The organism is Streptococcus sp. HMSC034B05 (genome assembly GCF_001809055.1).
Taxonomy (GTDB): Bacteria; Bacillota; Bacilli; order Lactobacillales; family Streptococcaceae; genus Streptococcus; species Streptococcus constellatus.
In genome coordinates, this window is sequence record NZ_KV795623.1 from 32,173 (window position 1) to 50,019 (window position 17,847).

24 protein-coding genes and 1 riboswitch are annotated in these 17,847 nt (G+C 37.7%); of the genes, 20 read left to right on the forward strand and 4 right to left on the reverse strand.

Going from position 1 to position 17,847, the window contains the following annotated elements; genetic code table 11:
* The first annotated feature begins 2 nt into the window (after positions 1-2).
* Entirely contained in the window at positions 3-467 is a 465-nt protein-coding gene (locus HMPREF2542_RS08140) for an 8-oxo-dGTP diphosphatase (RefSeq protein ID WP_058669779.1), read from the forward strand.
* A 132-nt stretch (positions 468-599) separates the two neighbouring features.
* Here HMPREF2542_RS08140 and yidC read toward each other — a convergent pair whose 3' ends face one another.
* Complete coding sequence (yidC, locus tag HMPREF2542_RS08145) at positions 600-1,517, reverse strand: membrane protein insertase YidC (protein WP_058669778.1); 918 nt, start codon at positions 1,515-1,517, stop codon at positions 600-602.
* A 79-nt stretch (positions 1,518-1,596) separates the two neighbouring features.
* Positions 1,597-1,875, reverse strand: coding sequence for an acylphosphatase (locus HMPREF2542_RS08150; protein WP_003068151.1), 279 nt, complete (start codon positions 1,873-1,875; stop codon positions 1,597-1,599).
* A gap of 31 nt (positions 1,876-1,906) precedes the next feature.
* Between HMPREF2542_RS08150 and HMPREF2542_RS08155 the strand changes: the two genes are divergently transcribed.
* From HMPREF2542_RS08155 to yidD, 13 genes are all read left to right on the forward strand, one after another.
* The gene (locus HMPREF2542_RS08155) at positions 1,907-2,647 is read left to right on the forward strand and encodes a TrmH family RNA methyltransferase (protein WP_049477063.1); all 741 of its coding nucleotides are present in this window, start codon (positions 1,907-1,909) and stop codon (positions 2,645-2,647) included.
* A 45-nt stretch (positions 2,648-2,692) separates the two neighbouring features.
* Positions 2,693-3,184, forward strand: a complete 492-nt coding sequence (locus HMPREF2542_RS08160; RefSeq protein WP_003068154.1) for an HDIG domain-containing metalloprotein — start codon at positions 2,693-2,695, stop codon at positions 3,182-3,184.
* Between the two features lie 25 nt (positions 3,185-3,209).
* Positions 3,210-3,893: a Bax inhibitor-1/YccA family protein gene (locus HMPREF2542_RS08165; protein WP_003068155.1), complete on the forward strand. Its 684-nt coding sequence runs from the start codon at positions 3,210-3,212 to the stop codon at positions 3,891-3,893.
* A gap of 337 nt (positions 3,894-4,230) precedes the next feature.
* Positions 4,231-4,479, forward strand: coding sequence for a YneF family protein (locus tag HMPREF2542_RS08170; RefSeq protein ID WP_003068156.1), 249 nt, complete (start codon positions 4,231-4,233; stop codon positions 4,477-4,479).
* A gap of 92 nt (positions 4,480-4,571) precedes the next feature.
* Complete coding sequence (gene racE, locus HMPREF2542_RS08175) at positions 4,572-5,366, forward strand: glutamate racemase (RefSeq protein ID WP_058669777.1); 795 nt, start codon at positions 4,572-4,574, stop codon at positions 5,364-5,366.
* Positions 5,363-6,349: a nucleoside-triphosphate diphosphatase gene (locus tag HMPREF2542_RS08180; protein ID WP_058669776.1), complete on the forward strand. Its 987-nt coding sequence runs from the start codon at positions 5,363-5,365 to the stop codon at positions 6,347-6,349. Before racE ends, HMPREF2542_RS08180 begins: the two co-directional genes overlap by 4 nt.
* Positions 6,325-6,846: a metallophosphoesterase gene (locus HMPREF2542_RS08185; RefSeq protein ID WP_003068159.1), complete on the forward strand. Its 522-nt coding sequence runs from the start codon at positions 6,325-6,327 to the stop codon at positions 6,844-6,846. The genes HMPREF2542_RS08180 and HMPREF2542_RS08185 overlap by 25 nt, the downstream gene beginning before the upstream one ends.
* The gene (gene cbpB / locus HMPREF2542_RS08190) at positions 6,843-7,304 is read left to right on the forward strand and encodes a cyclic-di-AMP-binding protein CbpB (protein ID WP_003071900.1); all 462 of its coding nucleotides are present in this window, start codon (positions 6,843-6,845) and stop codon (positions 7,302-7,304) included. The genes HMPREF2542_RS08185 and cbpB overlap by 4 nt, the downstream gene beginning before the upstream one ends.
* Positions 7,301-8,032 carry a site-specific tyrosine recombinase XerD gene (gene xerD, locus HMPREF2542_RS08195; RefSeq protein WP_058669775.1) on the forward strand — a complete coding sequence of 244 codons (732 nt, stop codon included), beginning with the start codon at positions 7,301-7,303 and terminating at the stop codon, positions 8,030-8,032. The genes cbpB and xerD overlap by 4 nt, the downstream gene beginning before the upstream one ends.
* A complete protein-coding gene (locus HMPREF2542_RS08200; RefSeq protein WP_020998359.1) occupies positions 8,032-8,742 on the forward strand; it encodes a segregation/condensation protein A in 711 nt (236 codons plus the stop codon). The genes xerD and HMPREF2542_RS08200 overlap by 1 nt, the downstream gene beginning before the upstream one ends.
* Positions 8,735-9,301 carry an SMC-Scp complex subunit ScpB gene (gene scpB, locus HMPREF2542_RS08205; protein WP_058669774.1) on the forward strand — a complete coding sequence of 189 codons (567 nt, stop codon included), beginning with the start codon at positions 8,735-8,737 and terminating at the stop codon, positions 9,299-9,301. Before HMPREF2542_RS08200 ends, scpB begins: the two co-directional genes overlap by 8 nt.
* Positions 9,288-10,013 (forward strand): pseudouridine synthase, encoded by a 726-nt coding sequence (locus HMPREF2542_RS08210; protein WP_058669773.1) that lies wholly within the window; start codon positions 9,288-9,290, stop codon positions 10,011-10,013. The genes scpB and HMPREF2542_RS08210 overlap by 14 nt, the downstream gene beginning before the upstream one ends.
* Positions 10,013-10,267, forward strand: coding sequence for a membrane protein insertion efficiency factor YidD (gene yidD / locus HMPREF2542_RS08215; RefSeq protein ID WP_058669772.1), 255 nt, complete (start codon positions 10,013-10,015; stop codon positions 10,265-10,267). Before HMPREF2542_RS08210 ends, yidD begins: the two co-directional genes overlap by 1 nt.
* A 32-nt stretch (positions 10,268-10,299) precedes the next feature.
* Here yidD and HMPREF2542_RS08220 read toward each other — a convergent pair whose 3' ends face one another.
* Positions 10,300-11,739 carry a TrkH family potassium uptake protein gene (locus HMPREF2542_RS08220; protein WP_058669771.1) on the reverse strand — a complete coding sequence of 480 codons (1,440 nt, stop codon included), beginning with the start codon at positions 11,737-11,739 and terminating at the stop codon, positions 10,300-10,302.
* Between the two features lie 3 nt (positions 11,740-11,742).
* Positions 11,743-13,092, reverse strand: coding sequence for a Trk system potassium transporter TrkA (gene trkA, locus HMPREF2542_RS08225; protein ID WP_006269456.1), 1,350 nt, complete (start codon positions 13,090-13,092; stop codon positions 11,743-11,745).
* A 344-nt stretch (positions 13,093-13,436) separates the two neighbouring features.
* Between trkA and HMPREF2542_RS08230 the strand changes: the two genes are divergently transcribed.
* The 6 genes from HMPREF2542_RS08230 to HMPREF2542_RS08255 all read left to right on the forward strand — a co-directional run bounded on the left by HMPREF2542_RS08230 (position 13,437) and on the right by HMPREF2542_RS08255 (position 17,467).
* Positions 13,437-13,946 (forward strand): tRNA (cytidine(34)-2'-O)-methyltransferase, encoded by a 510-nt coding sequence (locus HMPREF2542_RS08230; protein WP_006268308.1) that lies wholly within the window; start codon positions 13,437-13,439, stop codon positions 13,944-13,946.
* Between the two features lie 68 nt (positions 13,947-14,014).
* Positions 14,015-14,241: riboswitch (FMN riboswitch) on the forward strand.
* Between the two features lie 148 nt (positions 14,242-14,389).
* Positions 14,390-14,953: an ECF transporter S component gene (locus tag HMPREF2542_RS08235; RefSeq protein ID WP_003068171.1), complete on the forward strand. Its 564-nt coding sequence runs from the start codon at positions 14,390-14,392 to the stop codon at positions 14,951-14,953.
* A complete protein-coding gene (locus HMPREF2542_RS08240) occupies positions 14,943-15,593 on the forward strand; it encodes a phosphatase PAP2 family protein (protein WP_058669770.1) in 651 nt (216 codons plus the stop codon). Before HMPREF2542_RS08235 ends, HMPREF2542_RS08240 begins: the two co-directional genes overlap by 11 nt.
* A gap of 22 nt (positions 15,594-15,615) precedes the next feature.
* Entirely contained in the window at positions 15,616-15,942 is a 327-nt protein-coding gene (locus tag HMPREF2542_RS08245) for an MGMT family protein (RefSeq protein WP_058669769.1), read from the forward strand.
* Positions 15,943-15,992: 50 nt separating this feature from the next.
* Entirely contained in the window at positions 15,993-16,928 is a 936-nt protein-coding gene (locus HMPREF2542_RS08250) for a tRNA modification radical SAM protein MnmL/YtqA (RefSeq protein WP_082663100.1), read from the forward strand.
* Complete coding sequence (locus HMPREF2542_RS08255) at positions 16,922-17,467, forward strand: tRNA 5-(aminomethyl)-2-thiouridylate-methyltransferase MnmM (RefSeq protein WP_058669767.1); 546 nt, start codon at positions 16,922-16,924, stop codon at positions 17,465-17,467. The genes HMPREF2542_RS08250 and HMPREF2542_RS08255 overlap by 7 nt, the downstream gene beginning before the upstream one ends.
* The last annotated feature ends 380 nt before the right edge of the window (positions 17,468-17,847 follow it).

Genomic DNA, 17,847 nt, shown 5'->3' on the forward strand with positions numbered 1-17,847 from the left:
ATATGTCCCATCAGTCCCAAGTGATTTTAACCAACATGTGTCTAATTGAAGATGATCAGAAGCGCATTGTCATGCAAATTCGGGATCCAAAACGGTATTCTTGGTCAGGAGCAGCTCTGCCTGGCGGACATATAGAAGAAAAAGAAAGTCTCCACCAAGCAGTTGTGCGTGAAGTATATGAGGAAACGGGATTAACAATCCATCGTCCTAGACTGGTTGGTATGAAACATTGGTATACGGCGGAAGGTATTCGTTATCTGGTCTTTCTTTATCGTACAAATGAATTTTCTGGTCATATTCGTTCGTCAGAAGAAGGTGAAGTTATGTGGGTGGCACGTGAAGACCTAGATACTATGGAGTTGGCTTATGATTTAAAAAATCTACTACGTATTTTTGATGATAAATCGTTGTCAGAATTATTTTACAGTGAGCGCTTAGAAAATGATTTTGTTCGTGAATTTTGGTAAGTTTATTTTTGAATGAGAATGTTCTGTCATTCAAGTTGGTGTTTGAAAAAATGGAGTGTTGTTTCATAGTAGGATGATTTTCTGATTGAACGACAAGCAAAAAGCCGGAATGATTATCCCAGCTTTTTTTGTTTATCTTGAACGTTGTTTTCCAGCATTACGATTTTTCTTTTTATTTTGTTTTCTATTTTCGATAACGGCCTGTGCTTGAGGGGTTACATCCTTTTTATAAGTAGAATTTTTAATGTCTTTAGGTGGGTTATTTTTGTATTCTTCAGCTACGCGTTTTCTGAGCTGAGGACGGATGTAATGATTGATAATCAATTGTTGAATGATCATAATGAAACCGCCGATTACCCAGTAAAGTGTTACACCTGCTGGAGCTGTGAAAGAAAAGATAACAATCATGAGCGGGCTCATGTACATCATTTTTTTCATTTGTTCTTTTTGAACTTCATCAACACCGACAAGAGTTAAAGCAGACTGGATGAAATACAAAACACCGACGATAGCAGTAAGGAGCATGCTGGCTTTTCCAAGTGGAATACCTAAAAATACGCTGTGTGCAATTCCTTCAGTGTATTGAGCTGAAAAGTACAAAGCCGAGAAGAAAGGCAATTGAATCAATAATGGTAAGCAGCCAATTCCGCCAAACATGCTGACACCATTTTCTTTTTGAGCAGCCATGAGTGCTTGCTGAGCAGCAAGTTTTTCTTCTTGTGTTTCAGCATTTTTCATACGTTCTTGGATAGGCTCAAAAATAGGCTTCAAGTAGTTCATCTTTTCAGATTGATAAGTTGCTTTCCATGATTGATAAAGTCCCAGTGGCAAAATGATCAGCCGCACAATCAGGGTAACAATGATAATAGCAACACCAAAACCTAGCCCCATGTTATTAGCAAAATACTGAATGGCAAGGCTCATTGGTCTTCCAATGATATCCCAGACAAACCCAGCAGGCTTACCATCTTTTACTTGCACACATCCTGAGAGCAGCAGAAGCATAGATAACCCTAATCCTGAGAATAAAATACGATTTAATTTTTTCACGTGTTTGTTTCCTTTTTCTAAAAAATAATACCTTTCTATTCTACTGTTTTTTTCCTAAATATACAATAGTTCTTAGGACTTAATTTGCAATTTTAAAATCTGAATAGGATTCAAAATTCGTCATTGTAACATCTAAATAGCTGACTTTTGAGAATGGCGTTGGTCCTTTGCGAATTTCTTGGATAAATTTTGCCATAAGGGCAGAGTTTTCTGCTTGCGCCAAAATCTCTACGGTACCATCTTCATTATTCCAGACACGCCCTGTAATGCCACCAATTTCTGTAGCAAGCCTATAGACTCCCCAACGGAATCCGACCCCTTGTACGCGACCTTGCGCAATCATTCTTACTTTTTGCATGCGAGCCTCCTTTTTGTGATATAATATACCTATGAATATTATAACCTCAAAAGCTAATAATGTGGTAAAAAATACTAAAAAATTACTTCAAAAAAAGTATCGGAAAGACTCATACTTAATTGAGGGTTGGCATTTATTTGAAGAAGCAGTAAATGCACAAGCTGAGATTCGACATATCTTTGTTTTAGAAAATTTTTTTGATAAAGTGAAAGATTTTTCTCAAGTTCATGTGGTAACCTCAGAAATTTTGACTGATTTGGCTGATTCGAAAACGCCGCAGGGCATTGTGGCAGAGATTGCTTTTGAAAAACAATCTGCTCCTTCATTTCTCAAAGGGAAATATCTCTTTTTAGAAGATGTGCAGGATCCCGGAAATGTAGGAACGATTATCCGAACGGCTGATGCAGCTGGTTATGATGGAGTGTTTATTTCGCAGCATTCGGCAGATATTTACAATCTTAAAACCCTACGTTCCATGCAGGGCAGCCATTTTCATTTGCCTATTTATCAAATGAAAACATCAGATTTTCTTGAGCTTGCCAAACAAATACAATTGCCGGTCTTGGCAACGACACTTTCAAGAGATTCTATTGATTATCGAGAATTAGCACCAATGACAGATTTTGTTCTTGTATTGGGAAATGAAGGGCAAGGAATCAGCCAGCAGATGATGGATAAGGCAGATCAACTGGTTCATATTTCGATGAAAGGACGAGCTGAGAGTTTAAATGTAGCCGTTGCAGCAGGAATTCTCATCTTTTCTTTAAGTTAAAATTTAGAAATATATTTATAATTTGAAGCACATGGAGGTGGTTCTATGCTTTATAAAGAAGATAAAGAGTATATGGAGCATGTTGGACAATTGATTGCTCAACCACGCGTCCAGAAATTAAAAACCATAACACATCACATTTATTCCAACCGTTTGGAACATTCGATTCATGTTAGTTATACGAGTTATAAAATTGCTAAGAAATTAGGTTGGGATGCAAAAAGTACCGCGCGTGGAGGTCTTTTGCACGATATGTTTTATTATGATTGGCGTGAAACAAAATTCAATAAGAGCCATGCTTGGGTACACCCTCGGTTAGCAGTGAGGAATGCACGGAAAGTAACCAAACTAAATAAAGTCGAAGAAGATATCATTCTCAAACATATGTGGGGTGCAACAGTAGCGCCACCGCGGTATAAAGAGGGCTATATTGTCACCATGGTGGATAAATACTGGGCAATCAAGGAAGCAATAGCACCAGTTCGGAAAAAGATTGCTAAAAGAAGACTTTTCCACAGAAAAATGTTAAAATCATAACATATAACAATAAAGGAGAGAGCTTATGAACAATACAATTATTCAAGAAAATAGTGGTATCAATAGTTTTTATGCAAAAGTATACTCTTTAGTTGGAATGGGGATTGGTATTTCTGCTCTTGTATCAGCACTAATGCTGACCATCTTTCAAGATGTGATTTTGTCTGTCATGACAGGAAATACTTGGATTTTTTACTTAGCAATTTTTGCTGAGCTGATCCTTGTCTGGGTAGCTTCAGGTATGTCTGCTAAAAACAATCCAGCTGCATTGCCAACTTTTCTAGTTTATTCGGCTTTAAATGGTTTTACGATTAGTTTAGTGTTGGCTCTTTACACACAAGCAACAGTTTTAGCAGCCTTTGTTACTTCTTCTGCAATGTTTTTTGCGATGGCATTGATTGGCAAATTTACTAAGAAGGATTTGTCTGGTCTAGGCAGAGCTTTTATTGCAGGGTTAATTGGAATTATCATCGCTAGTTTGGTGAATATTTTCCTTAGGAGCTCTGGACTGGATTTCATCATTAGTATTATTAGTGTGATTATCTTTTCTGGTTTGATTGCTTGGGATAATCAACGAATCCGCTATGTCTATGAGCAATCGGGAGGAAATGTAGCAGCTGGTTGGGCAGTTTCATTGGCCTTGAGCTTGTATCTTGATTTTATCAATTTATTCCTAAGTATTCTTCGTATTTTTGGAAGAGATAATTAGGAGTGAAAGAAATATTAATGATTGAAAGTGGGGCAAAAATCGGTAACTCGAAGAATTCGATTTTGTCGTCCCATCCCCGCAACGATGGCTAGGTTTTAAAAAGCTTGATATAAGCGCCTTTAAAGCCAGACAGTGACTGCGTCTTGCAAATTTTGCTACATAGTTTTAGGAGACTGAGAATTTTTGTCTCAGTCTCTTTTTGTTTATGAAAGAATGAGCTTGTTAGATGTCTTAGGCCATTGACAAGAGTATCGTTTTCTATAGTTTGGACTTTGAAAAATAGACAATTTTTGATATAATAAGAAGATGTAAAAAGGGAAAAGAGGATTACATATTTATGAATTTACTATTAGCTATTTTGTTGATTATTCTTGCTTTTTTTGGTGGCATGGTCGCTGGCATGTATCTTGTCCGCAAACAAATTGAAAAAGAATTTGCAGACAATCCACGTTTGAATATCGATGCTGTCCGTACGATGCTATCCGCAAACGGACAAAAACCAAATGAAGCAAAGGTACAACAAGTGTATCGTCAAATTAAAAATCAACAAAAAGCAGCACTTGAAAATGCTAAAAAGAAAAAATAATCTTTGTTTTATACGATAAATTGATTTTTAAAGAGATAAATGAATGGGGATTTGGGACTTGCACCCAGTCCCTTCTTTAGAAAGAAGAACTTATGGATAATCGACCAATTGGTTTTTTAGACTCAGGCGTGGGCGGTTTGACAGTTGTTCGTGAGTTGATGCGGCAACTTCCACATGAGGAAGTAATTTATATTGGCGATTCTGCACGTGCGCCTTATGGTCCCCGACCTGCAGAGCAAATTCGGGAATACACATGGCAATTGGTACAATTCCTTTTAACCCAAAATGTCAAAATGATTGTTCTCGCCTGCAATACAGCTACTGCTGTGGTTTGGGAAGACATCAAAGAAAAATTAGATATCCCGGTTTTAGGAGTCATCTTACCAGGAGCTAGTGCAGCAATCAAAGCATCTCAACATGGAACGATTGGCATTATAGGAACGCCAATGACGATTCAATCAGATATTTATCGTCAAAAAATCGAACGTCTCTTACCGGAAGTGGAAGTGACAAGTCTTTCTTGTCCCAAATTTGTACCGCTAGTAGAATCTAATGAACTGTCGTCTAGTATTACGAAAAAAGTGGTGTATGAAAGCTTAATGCCTTTAAAAGGCAAGGTGGATACTTTAGTACTAGGCTGTACTCATTATCCTTTACTAAAACCAATCATTCAAAATGTGATGGGACCAACTGTGAAATTGATTGATAGTGGAGCAGAATGTGTACGAGACATTTCTGTCTTACTAAACTATTTTGAAATCAATCACAGCAGAGAAGGAGAACTTCCTCAACACCGCTTTTTTACAACAGCAAATGCGAAAAATTTTGCTGAAATTGCAGAAACGTGGCTAAATAAAGAAATAAATGTGGAGCATGTGACCTTATGAGTAGCAAAATTTATGAGTATAAAGATACCCAAGATTGGTATGTTGGAGAATGGTCTTCTCGTGGCGGAACTTTCCATTTTAAGGATGTTGATTCGGAAGAACTCAGTCGTATGGAAGAAGAGCTCTGTCAATTAGTAGTTGAAGGTCAAGCATTTTCTGTTACGGTTATGCAATATAGCTCAATGATGTCGTTTGTCCAATTCGTCTTGCAAATGATCAATGAGAATCAAAATTCACAGTTTCAGGCGCAATTTCATAAAGGTGCTATTCTGATTACGGAAAAGGGACAATTAGTTTTAGTGCACTTACCTGAAAAAGGTGTCAAATTAAATGTTTTCTTTTCTCAACAAGAATTGTCAGGTTTGACAGTAGGAGATACGATTTTAATTGCTACTCGTAATGAGGGAAAGACCGCTGAATTCCGCAGAATCTTTGAAAGATTAGGCTATCAGATTGAAAATTTGAATGACTATCCTGATTTACCAGAAGTCGCAGAAACTGGGATGACTTTTGAAGAAAATGCTCGTTTAAAAGCAGAGACTATCTCTAAGCTGACTGGCAAAATGGTATTGGCAGACGATTCAGGCTTAAAAGTAGATGCGTTAGGTGGTCTGCCTGGAGTTTGGTCTGCTCGCTTTGCTGGAAATGATGCGACAGACTTAGAAAATAATGCAAAACTACTACATGAATTGGCAATGGTTTTCGAGTTGAAAGATCGCTCAGCACAGTTTCATACAACTCTTGTGGTAGCAAGTCCTACTAAAGAAAGTCTGGTCGTGGAGGCTGACTGGGCAGGCTATATTAATTTTGAGCCAAAAGGGGAGAATGGATTTGGCTATGATCCGTTATTTTTAGTAGGTGAAACAGGCAAAACATCTGCAGAATTAACAATGGAAGAAAAGAATGCTCAATCACATCGAGCTCAAGCAGTTCAAAAATTAGTGGAGGTATTTCCAACATGGCAAAACAAACCATCATCGTAATGAGTGATTCTCATGGAGATCGTGCTATTGTAGAAGAGATCAAGACCTATTATCTCGGAAAAGTAGATGCTATTTTTCATAATGGTGATTCTGAGCTGCCAAGTGATGACGAAGTGTGGCAAGGAATTTATGTTGTAGCAGGGAACATGGATTTCTATGGTGGCTATCCAGATCGTTTGGTGACGGATTTAAATGGTACCGTTATTGCACAAACTCATGGTCACCTTCAGCATATCAACTTTGGTTTTCAAAAATTGGATTTATGGGCACAAGAGGTAGATGCGGATATTTGTTTATATGGGCATTTACATATTCCAGATGCGTGGATGGAAGGAAAAACACTCTTTTTAAATCCCGGCTCTATCAGTCAACCGCGTGGTGTTATCAATGAGCGACTTTATGCTAAGGTAGAGATTAGTGATGATGCATTTCAAGTGAACTACTATACGCGTCAACACGAACTGTATTCTCGCCTATCAAAGGAGTTTACTCGATGATTGCCAAAGAATTTGAAAATTTTCTCTTACAGCAAGAAGACACTTTTTTAACACCGGCAGAAAACTTAGCTGTCTTGATTGATACCCATAATGCAGACCATGCTATTTTATTACTGAGTCAAATGACATACTCACGAGTACCGGTAGTGACAGATCAGAAAAAGTTTGTGGGTACGATTTCGCTAACAGATATCTTGTCTTATCAAATGCAGCACGAAATCCCTGATGAGGAGTTTATGACAACTGATATTGTACATATGGCAAAAAAAGATGACCTAACTGTCGGCCCAGATTTTACATTGACAGAAGTGCTACATAAATTAGTAGATGAGTCCTTCTTGCCAGTTGTTGATCAGGAAAATACGTTTCAAGGAATTATTACGCGTAAATCTATCTTAAAAGCAGTCAATGCTCTTTTACACAGCTTTGCGAATGAATACGAGATCCATCCAAAATGAAAGAAGAAATAACCACCTTTTTAGAAGGAAAAAATTTATCTGATAATTCAAAAACAGCTTATTTTTATGATTTGGAGCAGTTTGTAGATGTGATTCATGCAAAAATTACAGATACTAATCTTCGAATTTATCGGGCTTCTATTGCTGACTTCAAACCTTCTGTTCAAAAGCGAAAGCTATCTGCTGTCAATCAATTTTTGTATTATTTATACAACAAACGCTTCATTTCAAATTTTTATCGCCTAGAGTTGCCAAAAGTTGGAATTCCGAAAGAACACGATGCGGAGATTTTGGACTTATCTAATTTTTATGCCGATACAAATCAATATAACGGTCGTTTGATTGCACTTCTCATTTTGGAAATGGGGCTGTTACCAAGTGAAATTTTGCAGTTAAAAGTAGCAGATGTAAATCTAGATTTTCAGATTATTCGCATTGAGAAAGCAGGTCAAAAGCGTATTGTTCCTATTCCAGATCAATTGATTGGAGAACTGGGAACGACTCTGGAAGGGACTTATTTGTTAGAAAAAAATGGGAAAACCTATTCACGGCAATGGGGCTTTCGTCAATTAGAGGCTTTTTTGATTGAAAAAAATCAAGCTACCTTATCTGCTCAGAGTTTGCGAGAGCAATATATTTTACGTCAGCGAGAGAAAGGCGTAGAAATATATGAAATTGCGCGCAATTTAGGTTTGAAAACAATAATGACGTTGGAAAAATATAGATAATGGACATAAAAATTAAAGATTTTGAAGGCCCATTGGATTTATTACTTCATTTGGTGTCAAGATACCAAATGGATATCTATGATGTGCCGATTACAGAGGTTATTGAGCAGTACTTAGCTTATGTAGCGACCCTTCAAGCTATGAAGTTAGAAGTGACGGGTGAATATATGGTCATGGCGAGTCAGCTCATGTTGATTAAAAGTCGGAAGCTCTTGCCAAAAGTGGCGGATACCATAGAAACTGAAGAGAATCTGGAGCAAGATTTACTTGCTCAAATCGAAGAATATCGGAAATTCAAATTGTTAGGTGAGAAAATGGCAGAGCAGCATGAAGAACGGGCTCTTTATTACTCCAAGCCTAAAATTGAATTGGTATATGAAAATGCTGAGTTACGTCATGACAAAACAACGATTGATTTGTTTCTGGCCTTTTCAAAGTTGATGACACAAAAAAGAGAAGAATTTGCTCAAAACCACACAACCATTGTCAAAGACGAATATAAAATTGAAGACATGATGAATGTAATACGCAATCGCTGCCATTTACAAGAAAAAATTGCTCTTCAAGCAATCTTCTCAGAAACAAAAGATATAAATGAAGTCATTACTCTATTTTTAGCAACATTGGAATTGGTAAAAGTGCAAGAAATTCAAGTGGTGCAGGAAGAAAATTTTGGGAATATTTATCTAATGGGAAAAAGAAATGAGTAAATTAGCAGAGATTGAAGCCTTGCTCTTTGTAGCAGGTGAGGACGGCTTGCGTGTCCGTCAACTAGCAGATCTCCTCTCTATACCGCCTACGGGTGTGATACAGAGTTTGGAGAAATTAGCAGAAAAATATCGAAAAGACGAAGATTCAAGTCTTGCTCTATTAGAGACATCGAATGCTTATAAAATTGTTACCAAACAAGATTTCGCTGACCTTTTGCGGGAATATTCAAGAGCTCCGATCAATCAAAGTTTATCAAGAGCTGCACTTGAAACCTTGTCGATTATTGCTTACAAGCAGCCCATTACAAGAATTGAAGTGGATGAGATTCGTGGTGTCAATTCTAGTGGTGCAATCTCTAAATTACAGATTTTTGATTTGATTCGCGAAAATGGGAAAAAAGAAGTGCTTGGTCGCCCAAATCTTTATGTGACGACTGATTATTTTTTGGATTATATGGGCATCAATAGTCTAGAAGAATTGCCAGTAGTGGAAGAAACAGAGTTAATAACAGAGGAAAGTCAACTATTTGTTGAAAGGATAGAGGATGAGAATCAATAAATATATTGCCCATGCTGGGATTGCTAGTCGTAGAAAAGCAGAAGAATTGATAAAGCAAGGACTGGTCACTGTAAACGGACAAGTTATTCGTGAATTGGCAACGACGATCAAGTCTGGAGATCGCGTGGAGGTAAATGGTCAGCCAATTTACAATGAAGAAAAAGTGTACTACCTCTTAAATAAGCCACGTGGTGTTATTTCTAGCGTGACAGATGACAAAGGTCGTCCAACAGTAGTTGATTTGTTACCAAATGTCACAGAACGGATTTATCCAGTAGGGAGGCTTGATTGGGATACGTCAGGTGCCTTAATTTTGACAAATGATGGAGATTTTACAGATGAAATGATTCATCCTCGAAATGAGATTGATAAGGTCTATGTCGCTCGTGTCAAGGGGGTAGCTGATAAAGAGATCCTTCGACCGTTGACAAAAGGTGTAAAAATTGATGGTAAGAAAACCAAACCAGCTGTTTATGAAATTCTGAAAGTAGATCCGGTTAAGAATCATTCGATTATCCAGTTGACGATCCATGAAGGGCGGAATCATCAAGTAAAAAAGATGTTTGAGGCTGTTGGTTTGCAAGTAGATAAACTTTCCCGCACGCAATTTGGCCATCTAAATTTAACTGGCCTTCGTCCAGGTGAAGCTCGCCGTCTCAATAAAAAAGAGGTCAGTCAGTTACATAATCTAGCTGTTACAAAGAAAAAATAATGAAAAAAGTCCTTATCGCGCTAATCCGTTTTTATCAAAAATTTATCTCACCGGCTTTTCCACCTTCCTGTCGTTATCAGCCAACTTGCTCAAACTACATGATTCAAGCGATAGAAAAACATGGCATCAAGGGTTTGTTGATGGGGATTGCACGTATTTTGCGTTGCCATCCATGGGCGAACGGAGGAGATGATCCTGTACCGGATGATTTTAGTTTGAAACGCAATCACTCAGAAAATAAAGAAACTCACTAGTCTATTGACTGGCGAGTTTTTATTGGATCTAGTTACCGTTTGGACCAAGTTTGTGGCATAAAGAGCAGAATCATTGGGTAAATTTCTAGCCGCCCTGCAATCATAGCAAGAGAGAGCAGGAATTTGGAAATTGGACCAAAGATTGCAAAGCTATCTGTTGTACCAAGCATTGGACCAATGTTGTTGAAACAGCTAAGAACAGCGCTCACGACGGTCATCAAATTATTATTATCTAGACTGACAATGAAAATAAGACTGATGATAATCATCGTATAAAGCACAAGGTATTTTAAGATTTTATGCTGTGTATCTTTGTCAATCACGCTATGGTTGACATGCAGGGTCAGTACACGTTTTGGTGAGAGAGTGGATAAGACTTGATTTTTAGCAATGCGGACTAAGATTAAGCCACGAACAACTTTTAAACCTCCTGCAGTTGATCCGGCAGAACCTCCTATACACATGAGAATGAGGAGAATAAATTGAGAAAAGAGTGGCCAAGAGGTAATGTCACCAAGACCAAAACCAGTGGTGGTGATGATATTCGCTACTTGGAAAAGAGAAATTTCTAAAGTCTTAGCTATATTTTGATAAATATGAAAGACATTCAAACAGATGAGAAGAGTAGTTGATGTTACAATAATGAGATAGGTTCGCAATTCTTCATCTCCAAAGAATGCTTTAAATTTTCTCAATAGTAAAAAGTAGTAGAGGTTGAAATTTACTCCAAAAATAAGTACTCCAAAACTAACTAGATACGTAATGAGAGAGCTGTTATAGTGAGCAATACCATCATTGTAAACTGCAAAGCCTCCTGTACCAGCTGTTCCCATGGCAATGATAAAGCTATCAAATAAAGGCATTCCTGCAAGGTAATAGATTACTACAAAAATAGCAAAAAGTGCCAAATAGAGTAAATAGAGAATTTGTGCCGTGTCTTTTAATTTAGAGACAACTTTACCAAAGATAGGACCAGGAACTTCTGCTCGCATCACTTCCAAATGGCTATTTTTATTATTTTCCATGATAGCAAGGGCAAAGACGAGGACTCCCATACCTCCAATTAAGTGGGTGAAACTACGCCAAAAGAGTAGAGAATGTGATAAGACAGAGACATCTGGTAAGATAGAGGCACCTGTTGTTGTAAAGCCTGAACTGATCTCAAAGAAAGCATCTATGAGGTGAGGAATTTGTCCTGAAAAAACAAAAGGAAGTGCCCCAAAGAAGGACCAAAGTATCCAGCATAAGGCGACAATTAAAACCCCTTCTTTGGCATAAATATGATGATTTTTGGGCTTAAAAGAACTGCCTAAAAGTCCGACCACCAAGAGGATTCCAATTGTGATGCTAATGGAAAGTAAATTTTGATGAGGCTCGCGATAGATGAAAGCCACAATGAGTGGAACTAGAAGTAGTCCAGCTTCAATGATTAACAACTTGGAGAGGAGGAAACGAATCATATTTCTATTCATGGCTTACCTCTCTAACAAATCATATATTTGTGTGATACTTTGAATGAGCGTTGTGACAATGATTTGGTCACCTATTTGAATGTAATCCTCACCCGTTGGGAAAATAGGTTTTCCATTTCGGATAATGGCTGCAATTAAGACACCTTTCTTTAGTTTCAAACTAGAAAGTGGTCTTCCAGTCATTTTATTTTCTTCCTTGATTTGAAATTGCAAGGTTTCAAGTTGTCCATTAGCTAAGTGGTGCATAGCTTGCAAATCGGAATACTGAGCATTCACACGTCCGCGGACAAAGTGCATAATTGTATCTACTGCAATTCTCTTAGGCGTCACAATACTTGAAAATTCCTGACTGTCAATGATTTCAAGTAAACTAGTCCGATTGACTTTCGTGATATTTTTTTGAACCCCCATACTTTCAAGGAACATAGAAGAAATGATATTTTCTTCGTCTACACCAGTCAGGGTCGCAACTGCATCATAGTGTTGAGCACTTTCTTCTAGTAAAATGTCTTTTGCAGTACCATCACCTTGAACAATATGTAAATGCGGAAATTCTTGACTAAACCATTCGGCATGTTTTGAATTAATTTCAATCACTTTCAGTTTGATTTTGCTATTTTTTAGAATATTGAGTAGGTAGTAAGCAATCTTCCCTGCTCCAATGAGCATCAAACTTTTTATAACTTTTGGTCGAACAAAATTATGGAAAAGAATAACATCCACCCGATTTCCAGTGACATAGATTATATCATTCTGCAAAATGGTAATTTCACCATCTGGAATGAGCAATTGATTATCACGTTCAATAGCACAAATCAAGACATTTCCAAATTTCTTCCGAAATTGAGATAAAGTCATCTGACACAGATTACTATTTTGTTTGACTTTAAATGCCATTAAACTGACACGTCCATTTGAAAAATGTTCCACAGAAAGTGCGTTAGGAAATTCGATGATATTGGCAATGTAACGGGCTGCTAGTAGCTCAGGATTGACAATAAGTGAAAAACCAAGGATATTTTTTTCTTTAAAATAAGAATTTGAATATTCTGGATTGCGAGCGCGGACAATCGTTTCTTTTGCCCCCATTTTTTTAGCCAGCACAGACGACACCATATTGACTTCGTCATGCTCTGTCATGGAAATGAAAATATCACAATGCTCTACATTAGCCTGCTCTAAGATTTTAAAATTAGCACCGTTACCGACAATGCCCATAATATCATAACGTTTTGTGATACGATTGAGTACGGACTCATTTTGCTCGATGAGAATCACATCATGTTTTTCAGCCACAAGTGAACGGCAGAGTGCAGATCCGACCTTACCGCCACCAACGACAATAATTTTCATGTTATACCTCCCAAGTATACTTCTATATCATACTCTTTTTTTGCAAAAATTTCATCATTTTGAAGAAAGAAAAATGTATATTTTGTCCTATTAAAGCGTCCTGATGAAAACGATAAGAGAATTCTTGAAAAAATTGACAAATAATCTAGAAAATATGAAAATTTTAAGCTTTTTTTGTTGACATGTGCAAAGAAAGTGATATACTAAGAAAGTACCTTCATTGATTTACCTCAAACCTGTTGTGATGTAAGTTAATGATGCCTTAACCACGCTGTTTGCTGAGCTTGACTCCGAGCAGTGTGGCTATTTTTTTATAGTAGTAATGAAATCAGGAATGAAAAATTATGATATGTAAAAACCACATTGTTCTTTTTGAACCGCAAATCCCACAGAATACGGGTAATATTGCTCGGACTTGCGCAGCAACGAATTCACCGCTTCACATCATTTTACCAATGGGATTCCCGATTGATGATCGTAAGATGAAACGAGCAGGTTTGGACTATTGGGATAAGCTGGATATTACTTATTATGACAATTTAGAAGAGTTTATGAGTAAAATGGATGGACATCTCTATTTGATTTCTAAATTTGCGGAGAAGATTTATGCAGCAGAAAATTTTACAACCGCTGGAAATCATTATTTTATGTTTGGGCGTGAGGATAAAGGATTGCCAGAGGATTTTATGCGTGCTCATTCTGAAAAAGCCCTGCGTATTCCGATGAACGATGAGCATGTCAGAAGTCTGAATTTGTCAAATACAGTTTGTATGATGGTGTATGAAGCCCTGCGGCAGCAAGATTTTACAGGATTAGATCTAGTACACGAATACGAACATGACAAATTAAAATAATGGTGTCAGAATAATTTTTGTATATCAGATAAAACGCTTGCTCTTGCAGGCTTTTTTTGTTATGATTAAAGGGTCTTCAGGGCAGGGTGAAATTCCCGACCGGCGGTAATTTTCAGTCGTTGACAATCTTTTACTTTTTATATAGTAATGTAGCTTCTTGATAGATCTTTGAGGTGCAACATCATCTAAAAATAAAATCTTTGTCGACTAAGGGAACTGTTTTAAGTCCGCGAGCGCAAGCTGATGTGGTGTAATTCCACAACCGACAGTACAGTCTGGATGGGAGAAGACGAAAGGCAGGGGAGAAGTCCCAAGACTGTGGCTTTTAATTTTATTTAAGGAGACTTCCTTATACTATCATAAAGGTTTCACTGACTGGGATAAGTTATTCTTAAGCAAGCCTTTCCAGCTTCTCTAATTTAATAAAATTGGAGGAACCTGTTATGACACATACACGCAAAATGGCTATTATTGCCATTCTTTCAGCTATCTCATTTTTGCTGATGTTCTTTGATTTCCCGATTTTGCCGGGAGCCAGCTTTTTGAAGTTGGATTTTAGTATTTTACCAATTCTATTGGGATTAGTGGTACTGAATCTGAGAGGAGCTTTAAGCATTTTACTGGTTCGTTCAGTGCTCAAACTTCTACTGAACAACCAAGGGGTCAATACCTACATTGGTTTGCCGATGAATATCATTGCAGTTGCTGTTTTCGTAATCGCTTTTGCGCTTATTTGGAAAAAAGAACAGACAATCGTTCGTTTTCTGATTGCTTCTGTGGTGGGAACACTGGGATTGACTGTGGCAATGCTTCTTTTGAATTATATCTATGCAATTCCGCTATATGCAACGTTTGCTAATTTTGATATTTCAAAGATTCTTGGTGTAGCAAATTATCTATTTGCGATGGTCATTCCATTTAATCTATTGGAAGGTGTAGTTTTTGCAATTGCTTTTTGGGTCATTAACTTGCTTTTAAAACCGATTTTAATTAAATATGAAAAATAAACAAACTTTTTTAACCAAGGGCTCTTTTGCCCTTTTACTTTTTGTGATTCTAGGCTATGTTGTCAAGTTTCATCCTAATTATTTAAAAGACTTTGATAGTTTAATTCAGATAACTTTACGTGGAGATTTGCCACATACTTTGACACTTTTCTTTTCTAGCGTAACGAGTCTGATTAATACGCCCGTTATTATGACCTGGGTCGCAGTTTTGGCTGGTTTTTTCCTTTATAAGAAATGGTGGAGTGAGGCTATTCTTTTAATTGGGAATCTTGCCTTGACGGGGCTTTTAGTTGCTTTTTTGAAAAATATCTATCAACGTTCGCGTCCTGCTATTCAACATTTGGTAGAAGAAGGTGGATTTTCTTTTCCGAGTGGGCATGCCTTGGCTTCTACACTAATCTTTGGTACGCTGTTGATTATCGTTAGTCAACGAATAAAATCAGTGCAGACGAAGCGTATCTTGCAAAGTTTGATGGTTGTGATGATTTTTATCATTATGACGTCACGTGTGTATCTGGGAGTACATTATCCGACAGATGTGTTGGGAAGCTTTCTCTTAGGCCTAGGAATTTTGCATGTTGAATTTCCTTATTATGATAAGTTGCGTTTTCAATGGCGTTTCAAAGGAAAACAAAAATAGCATTGCTACAAGGAAAAAGATGATGCGAAAAGTGTTAAATGACAAGTTAGTACATCAAATTTTATCAGTTGTGTCCTGTATTCCCTTGGGGAGCGTAGCGACATATGGGCAAATTGCGCAGTTGATTGGACGAGAAAGAAATGCTCGTTTGGTAGGTCGCGTCCTGTCTCAGGCTGGACTTTATGGGAAGTATCCTTGCCATCGTGTGGTTAATTCCGCAGGACGCTTAGCGCCAGCGTGGGAGGAGCAGAGACATCTCCTTTGGGCCGAAGGAGTGACTTTTAAAACGAATGGCTGTGTGGATTTAAAAAAACATCAATGGAAGCCAACGGATATTAGTAAAGTGTAAATGGAACTCCGAGCGCGAGTTCTGTTTTATTTTGTGGTACAATGAAAGTTATGAAACCTTATAATTCTTTGAATGCTTATTATCGAAAACTATTTGGAGAGAAGACTTTTAAAGTTCCGATTGATGCGGGATTTGATTGTCCCAATCGAGATGGAACGGTTGCTCATGGTGGCTGTACTTTTTGTACGGTGTCAGGTTCTGGTGATGCGATTGTAGCTCCTGAAGCACCGATTCGTGAACAATTTTATAAAGAAATTGCCTTCATGCATCGAAAGTGGCCTGAAGTCAAAAAATATCTAGTTTATTTTCAAAATTTCACCAATACCCACGATAAGGTAGAAGTTATTCGTGAGCGTTATGAACAGGCCATCAATGAGCCAGGGGTTGTAGGTATCAATATCGGTACCAGACCAGATTGCCTGCCTGATGAGACGATTGCCTATCTAGCAGAATTATCTGAACGTATGCATGTGACGGTAGAGTTGGGCCTGCAGACGACTTATGAAACTACTTCGCAATTGATTAACCGCGCACATTCATATGAATTATACGTTGAAACGGTTCAACGGCTGCGGAAATTTCCAAAAATCGAGATAGTTTCCCACTTAATCAATGGTTTGCCTGGTGAAAGCCATGAGATGATGATAGAAAATGTTCGCCGCTGTGTGACAGACAATGATATTCAGGGGATTAAATTACATCTTTTGCATTTAATGACTAACACACGGATGCAACGAGATTATCATGAAGGACGCTTGCAGTTGCTTAGCCAAGATGAGTATGTTGCTATTATCTGTGATCAATTAGAAATAATCCCTGAACATATCGTCATTCATCGAATTACAGGAGATGCGCCACGGGACATGCTCATTGGACCCATGTGGAGTCTCAAAAAGTGGGAAGTGCTAAATGCGATTGAGCAAGAAATGAACCGTCGTGGCAGTGTTCAAGGATGTAAGGCAAAGGAGCAGCGATTTATATGTTAAGACCATTGCAAATGGCACATGCCTTTTTATCAGAAGTCATAACCAAAGAAGATATAGTCGTAGATGCTACTATGGGAAATGGATATGATACTCTTTTCTTGGCACAATTAGCTAAAAAAGTCTATGCTTTTGATATTCAAAAACAAGCCCTCGAACAAACTACCAAGCGTTTAACAGAAGCTAAAGTAGATAATGTTGAATTGCTTTTAACAGGTCACGAAAATGTGGATCAATACATTGAAACTATTAAAGCAGCTATTTTTAATTTGGGCTATCTTCCATCGGCAGATAAGTCGGTAATTACCCAGCCACATACAACCATACAGGCCTTGGAAAAATTATGTCAGCGTTTAGAAGCTGGCGGTCGGATTGCGGTCATGATTTACTATGGGCATACAGGTGGCGAGATAGAGCGGGATGCGGTACTAGATTTTGCGAGCCATCTACCCCAACAGGAATTTACCGTGACTTTGTATAAAACTATCAATCAAATCAATCAACCGCCTTTTTTGGTAATGATTGAGAAATTTAATTCGTAATTAACTCAGTCAGAATAGCGTAAAGCCTAGTTAGGCTGAAAAATATTACATATACCCCTGTTGCTAGTTGATTTTGCTTCACAAAAAAGCCCATTTGGTGTACACTGCAAGTGAAGAAAAAAGCAGAGAGGTAAACCAAATGGACACTTTCCATTATACACCGAGTCGTCATCCTCTTCAACTCAGTATGCCACAGCTTCGTGAAGTCTGATGTGACTTATATCAAAAGATTGCTCCTGATGAGCTGGTTCATCGTAAGAATGTAGAGCAATGCAAGGTTTCAGATGTTTCTGTTTTGACCTTAATGCTATTCCAGGCAAAAATTGGAATGAAGTCACAGCGAAAATTTTACCAATTGATTTGCAATTTCTTCGGATTCA

Excerpts from the sequence above, each read along its gene's own strand:
- HMPREF2542_RS08140 (WP_058669779.1), top strand. The coding sequence starts at position 3 with ATGTCCCATCAGTCCCAAGTGATTTTAACCAACATGTGTCTAATTGAA.
- HMPREF2542_RS08150 (WP_003068151.1), bottom strand. The coding sequence starts at position 1,875 with ATGCAAAAAGTAAGAATGATTGCGCAAGGTCGCGTACAAGGGGTCGGA.
- HMPREF2542_RS08155 (WP_049477063.1), top strand. The coding sequence starts at position 1,907 with ATGAATATTATAACCTCAAAAGCTAATAATGTGGTAAAAAATACTAAA.
- HMPREF2542_RS08160 (WP_003068154.1), top strand. The coding sequence starts at position 2,693 with ATGCTTTATAAAGAAGATAAAGAGTATATGGAGCATGTTGGACAATTG.
- HMPREF2542_RS08165 (WP_003068155.1), top strand. The coding sequence starts at position 3,210 with ATGAACAATACAATTATTCAAGAAAATAGTGGTATCAATAGTTTTTAT.
- HMPREF2542_RS08170 (WP_003068156.1), top strand. The coding sequence starts at position 4,231 with ATGAATTTACTATTAGCTATTTTGTTGATTATTCTTGCTTTTTTTGGT.
- racE (WP_058669777.1), top strand. The coding sequence starts at position 4,572 with ATGGATAATCGACCAATTGGTTTTTTAGACTCAGGCGTGGGCGGTTTG.
- HMPREF2542_RS08180 (WP_058669776.1), top strand. The coding sequence starts at position 5,363 with ATGAGTAGCAAAATTTATGAGTATAAAGATACCCAAGATTGGTATGTT.
- HMPREF2542_RS08185 (WP_003068159.1), top strand. The coding sequence starts at position 6,325 with ATGGCAAAACAAACCATCATCGTAATGAGTGATTCTCATGGAGATCGT.
- cbpB (WP_003071900.1), top strand. The coding sequence starts at position 6,843 with ATGATTGCCAAAGAATTTGAAAATTTTCTCTTACAGCAAGAAGACACT.
- xerD (WP_058669775.1), top strand. The coding sequence starts at position 7,301 with ATGAAAGAAGAAATAACCACCTTTTTAGAAGGAAAAAATTTATCTGAT.
- HMPREF2542_RS08200 (WP_020998359.1), top strand. The coding sequence starts at position 8,032 with ATGGACATAAAAATTAAAGATTTTGAAGGCCCATTGGATTTATTACTT.
- scpB (WP_058669774.1), top strand. The coding sequence starts at position 8,735 with ATGAGTAAATTAGCAGAGATTGAAGCCTTGCTCTTTGTAGCAGGTGAG.
- HMPREF2542_RS08210 (WP_058669773.1), top strand. The coding sequence starts at position 9,288 with ATGAGAATCAATAAATATATTGCCCATGCTGGGATTGCTAGTCGTAGA.
- yidD (WP_058669772.1), top strand. The coding sequence starts at position 10,013 with ATGAAAAAAGTCCTTATCGCGCTAATCCGTTTTTATCAAAAATTTATC.
- HMPREF2542_RS08220 (WP_058669771.1), bottom strand. The coding sequence starts at position 11,739 with ATGAATAGAAATATGATTCGTTTCCTCCTCTCCAAGTTGTTAATCATT.
- trkA (WP_006269456.1), bottom strand. The coding sequence starts at position 13,092 with ATGAAAATTATTGTCGTTGGTGGCGGTAAGGTCGGATCTGCACTCTGC.
- HMPREF2542_RS08230 (WP_006268308.1), top strand. The coding sequence starts at position 13,437 with ATGATATGTAAAAACCACATTGTTCTTTTTGAACCGCAAATCCCACAG.
- HMPREF2542_RS08235 (WP_003068171.1), top strand. The coding sequence starts at position 14,390 with ATGACACATACACGCAAAATGGCTATTATTGCCATTCTTTCAGCTATC.
- HMPREF2542_RS08240 (WP_058669770.1), top strand. The coding sequence starts at position 14,943 with ATGAAAAATAAACAAACTTTTTTAACCAAGGGCTCTTTTGCCCTTTTA.
- HMPREF2542_RS08245 (WP_058669769.1), top strand. The coding sequence starts at position 15,616 with ATGCGAAAAGTGTTAAATGACAAGTTAGTACATCAAATTTTATCAGTT.
- HMPREF2542_RS08250 (WP_082663100.1), top strand. The coding sequence starts at position 15,993 with ATGAAACCTTATAATTCTTTGAATGCTTATTATCGAAAACTATTTGGA.
- HMPREF2542_RS08255 (WP_058669767.1), top strand. The coding sequence starts at position 16,922 with ATGTTAAGACCATTGCAAATGGCACATGCCTTTTTATCAGAAGTCATA.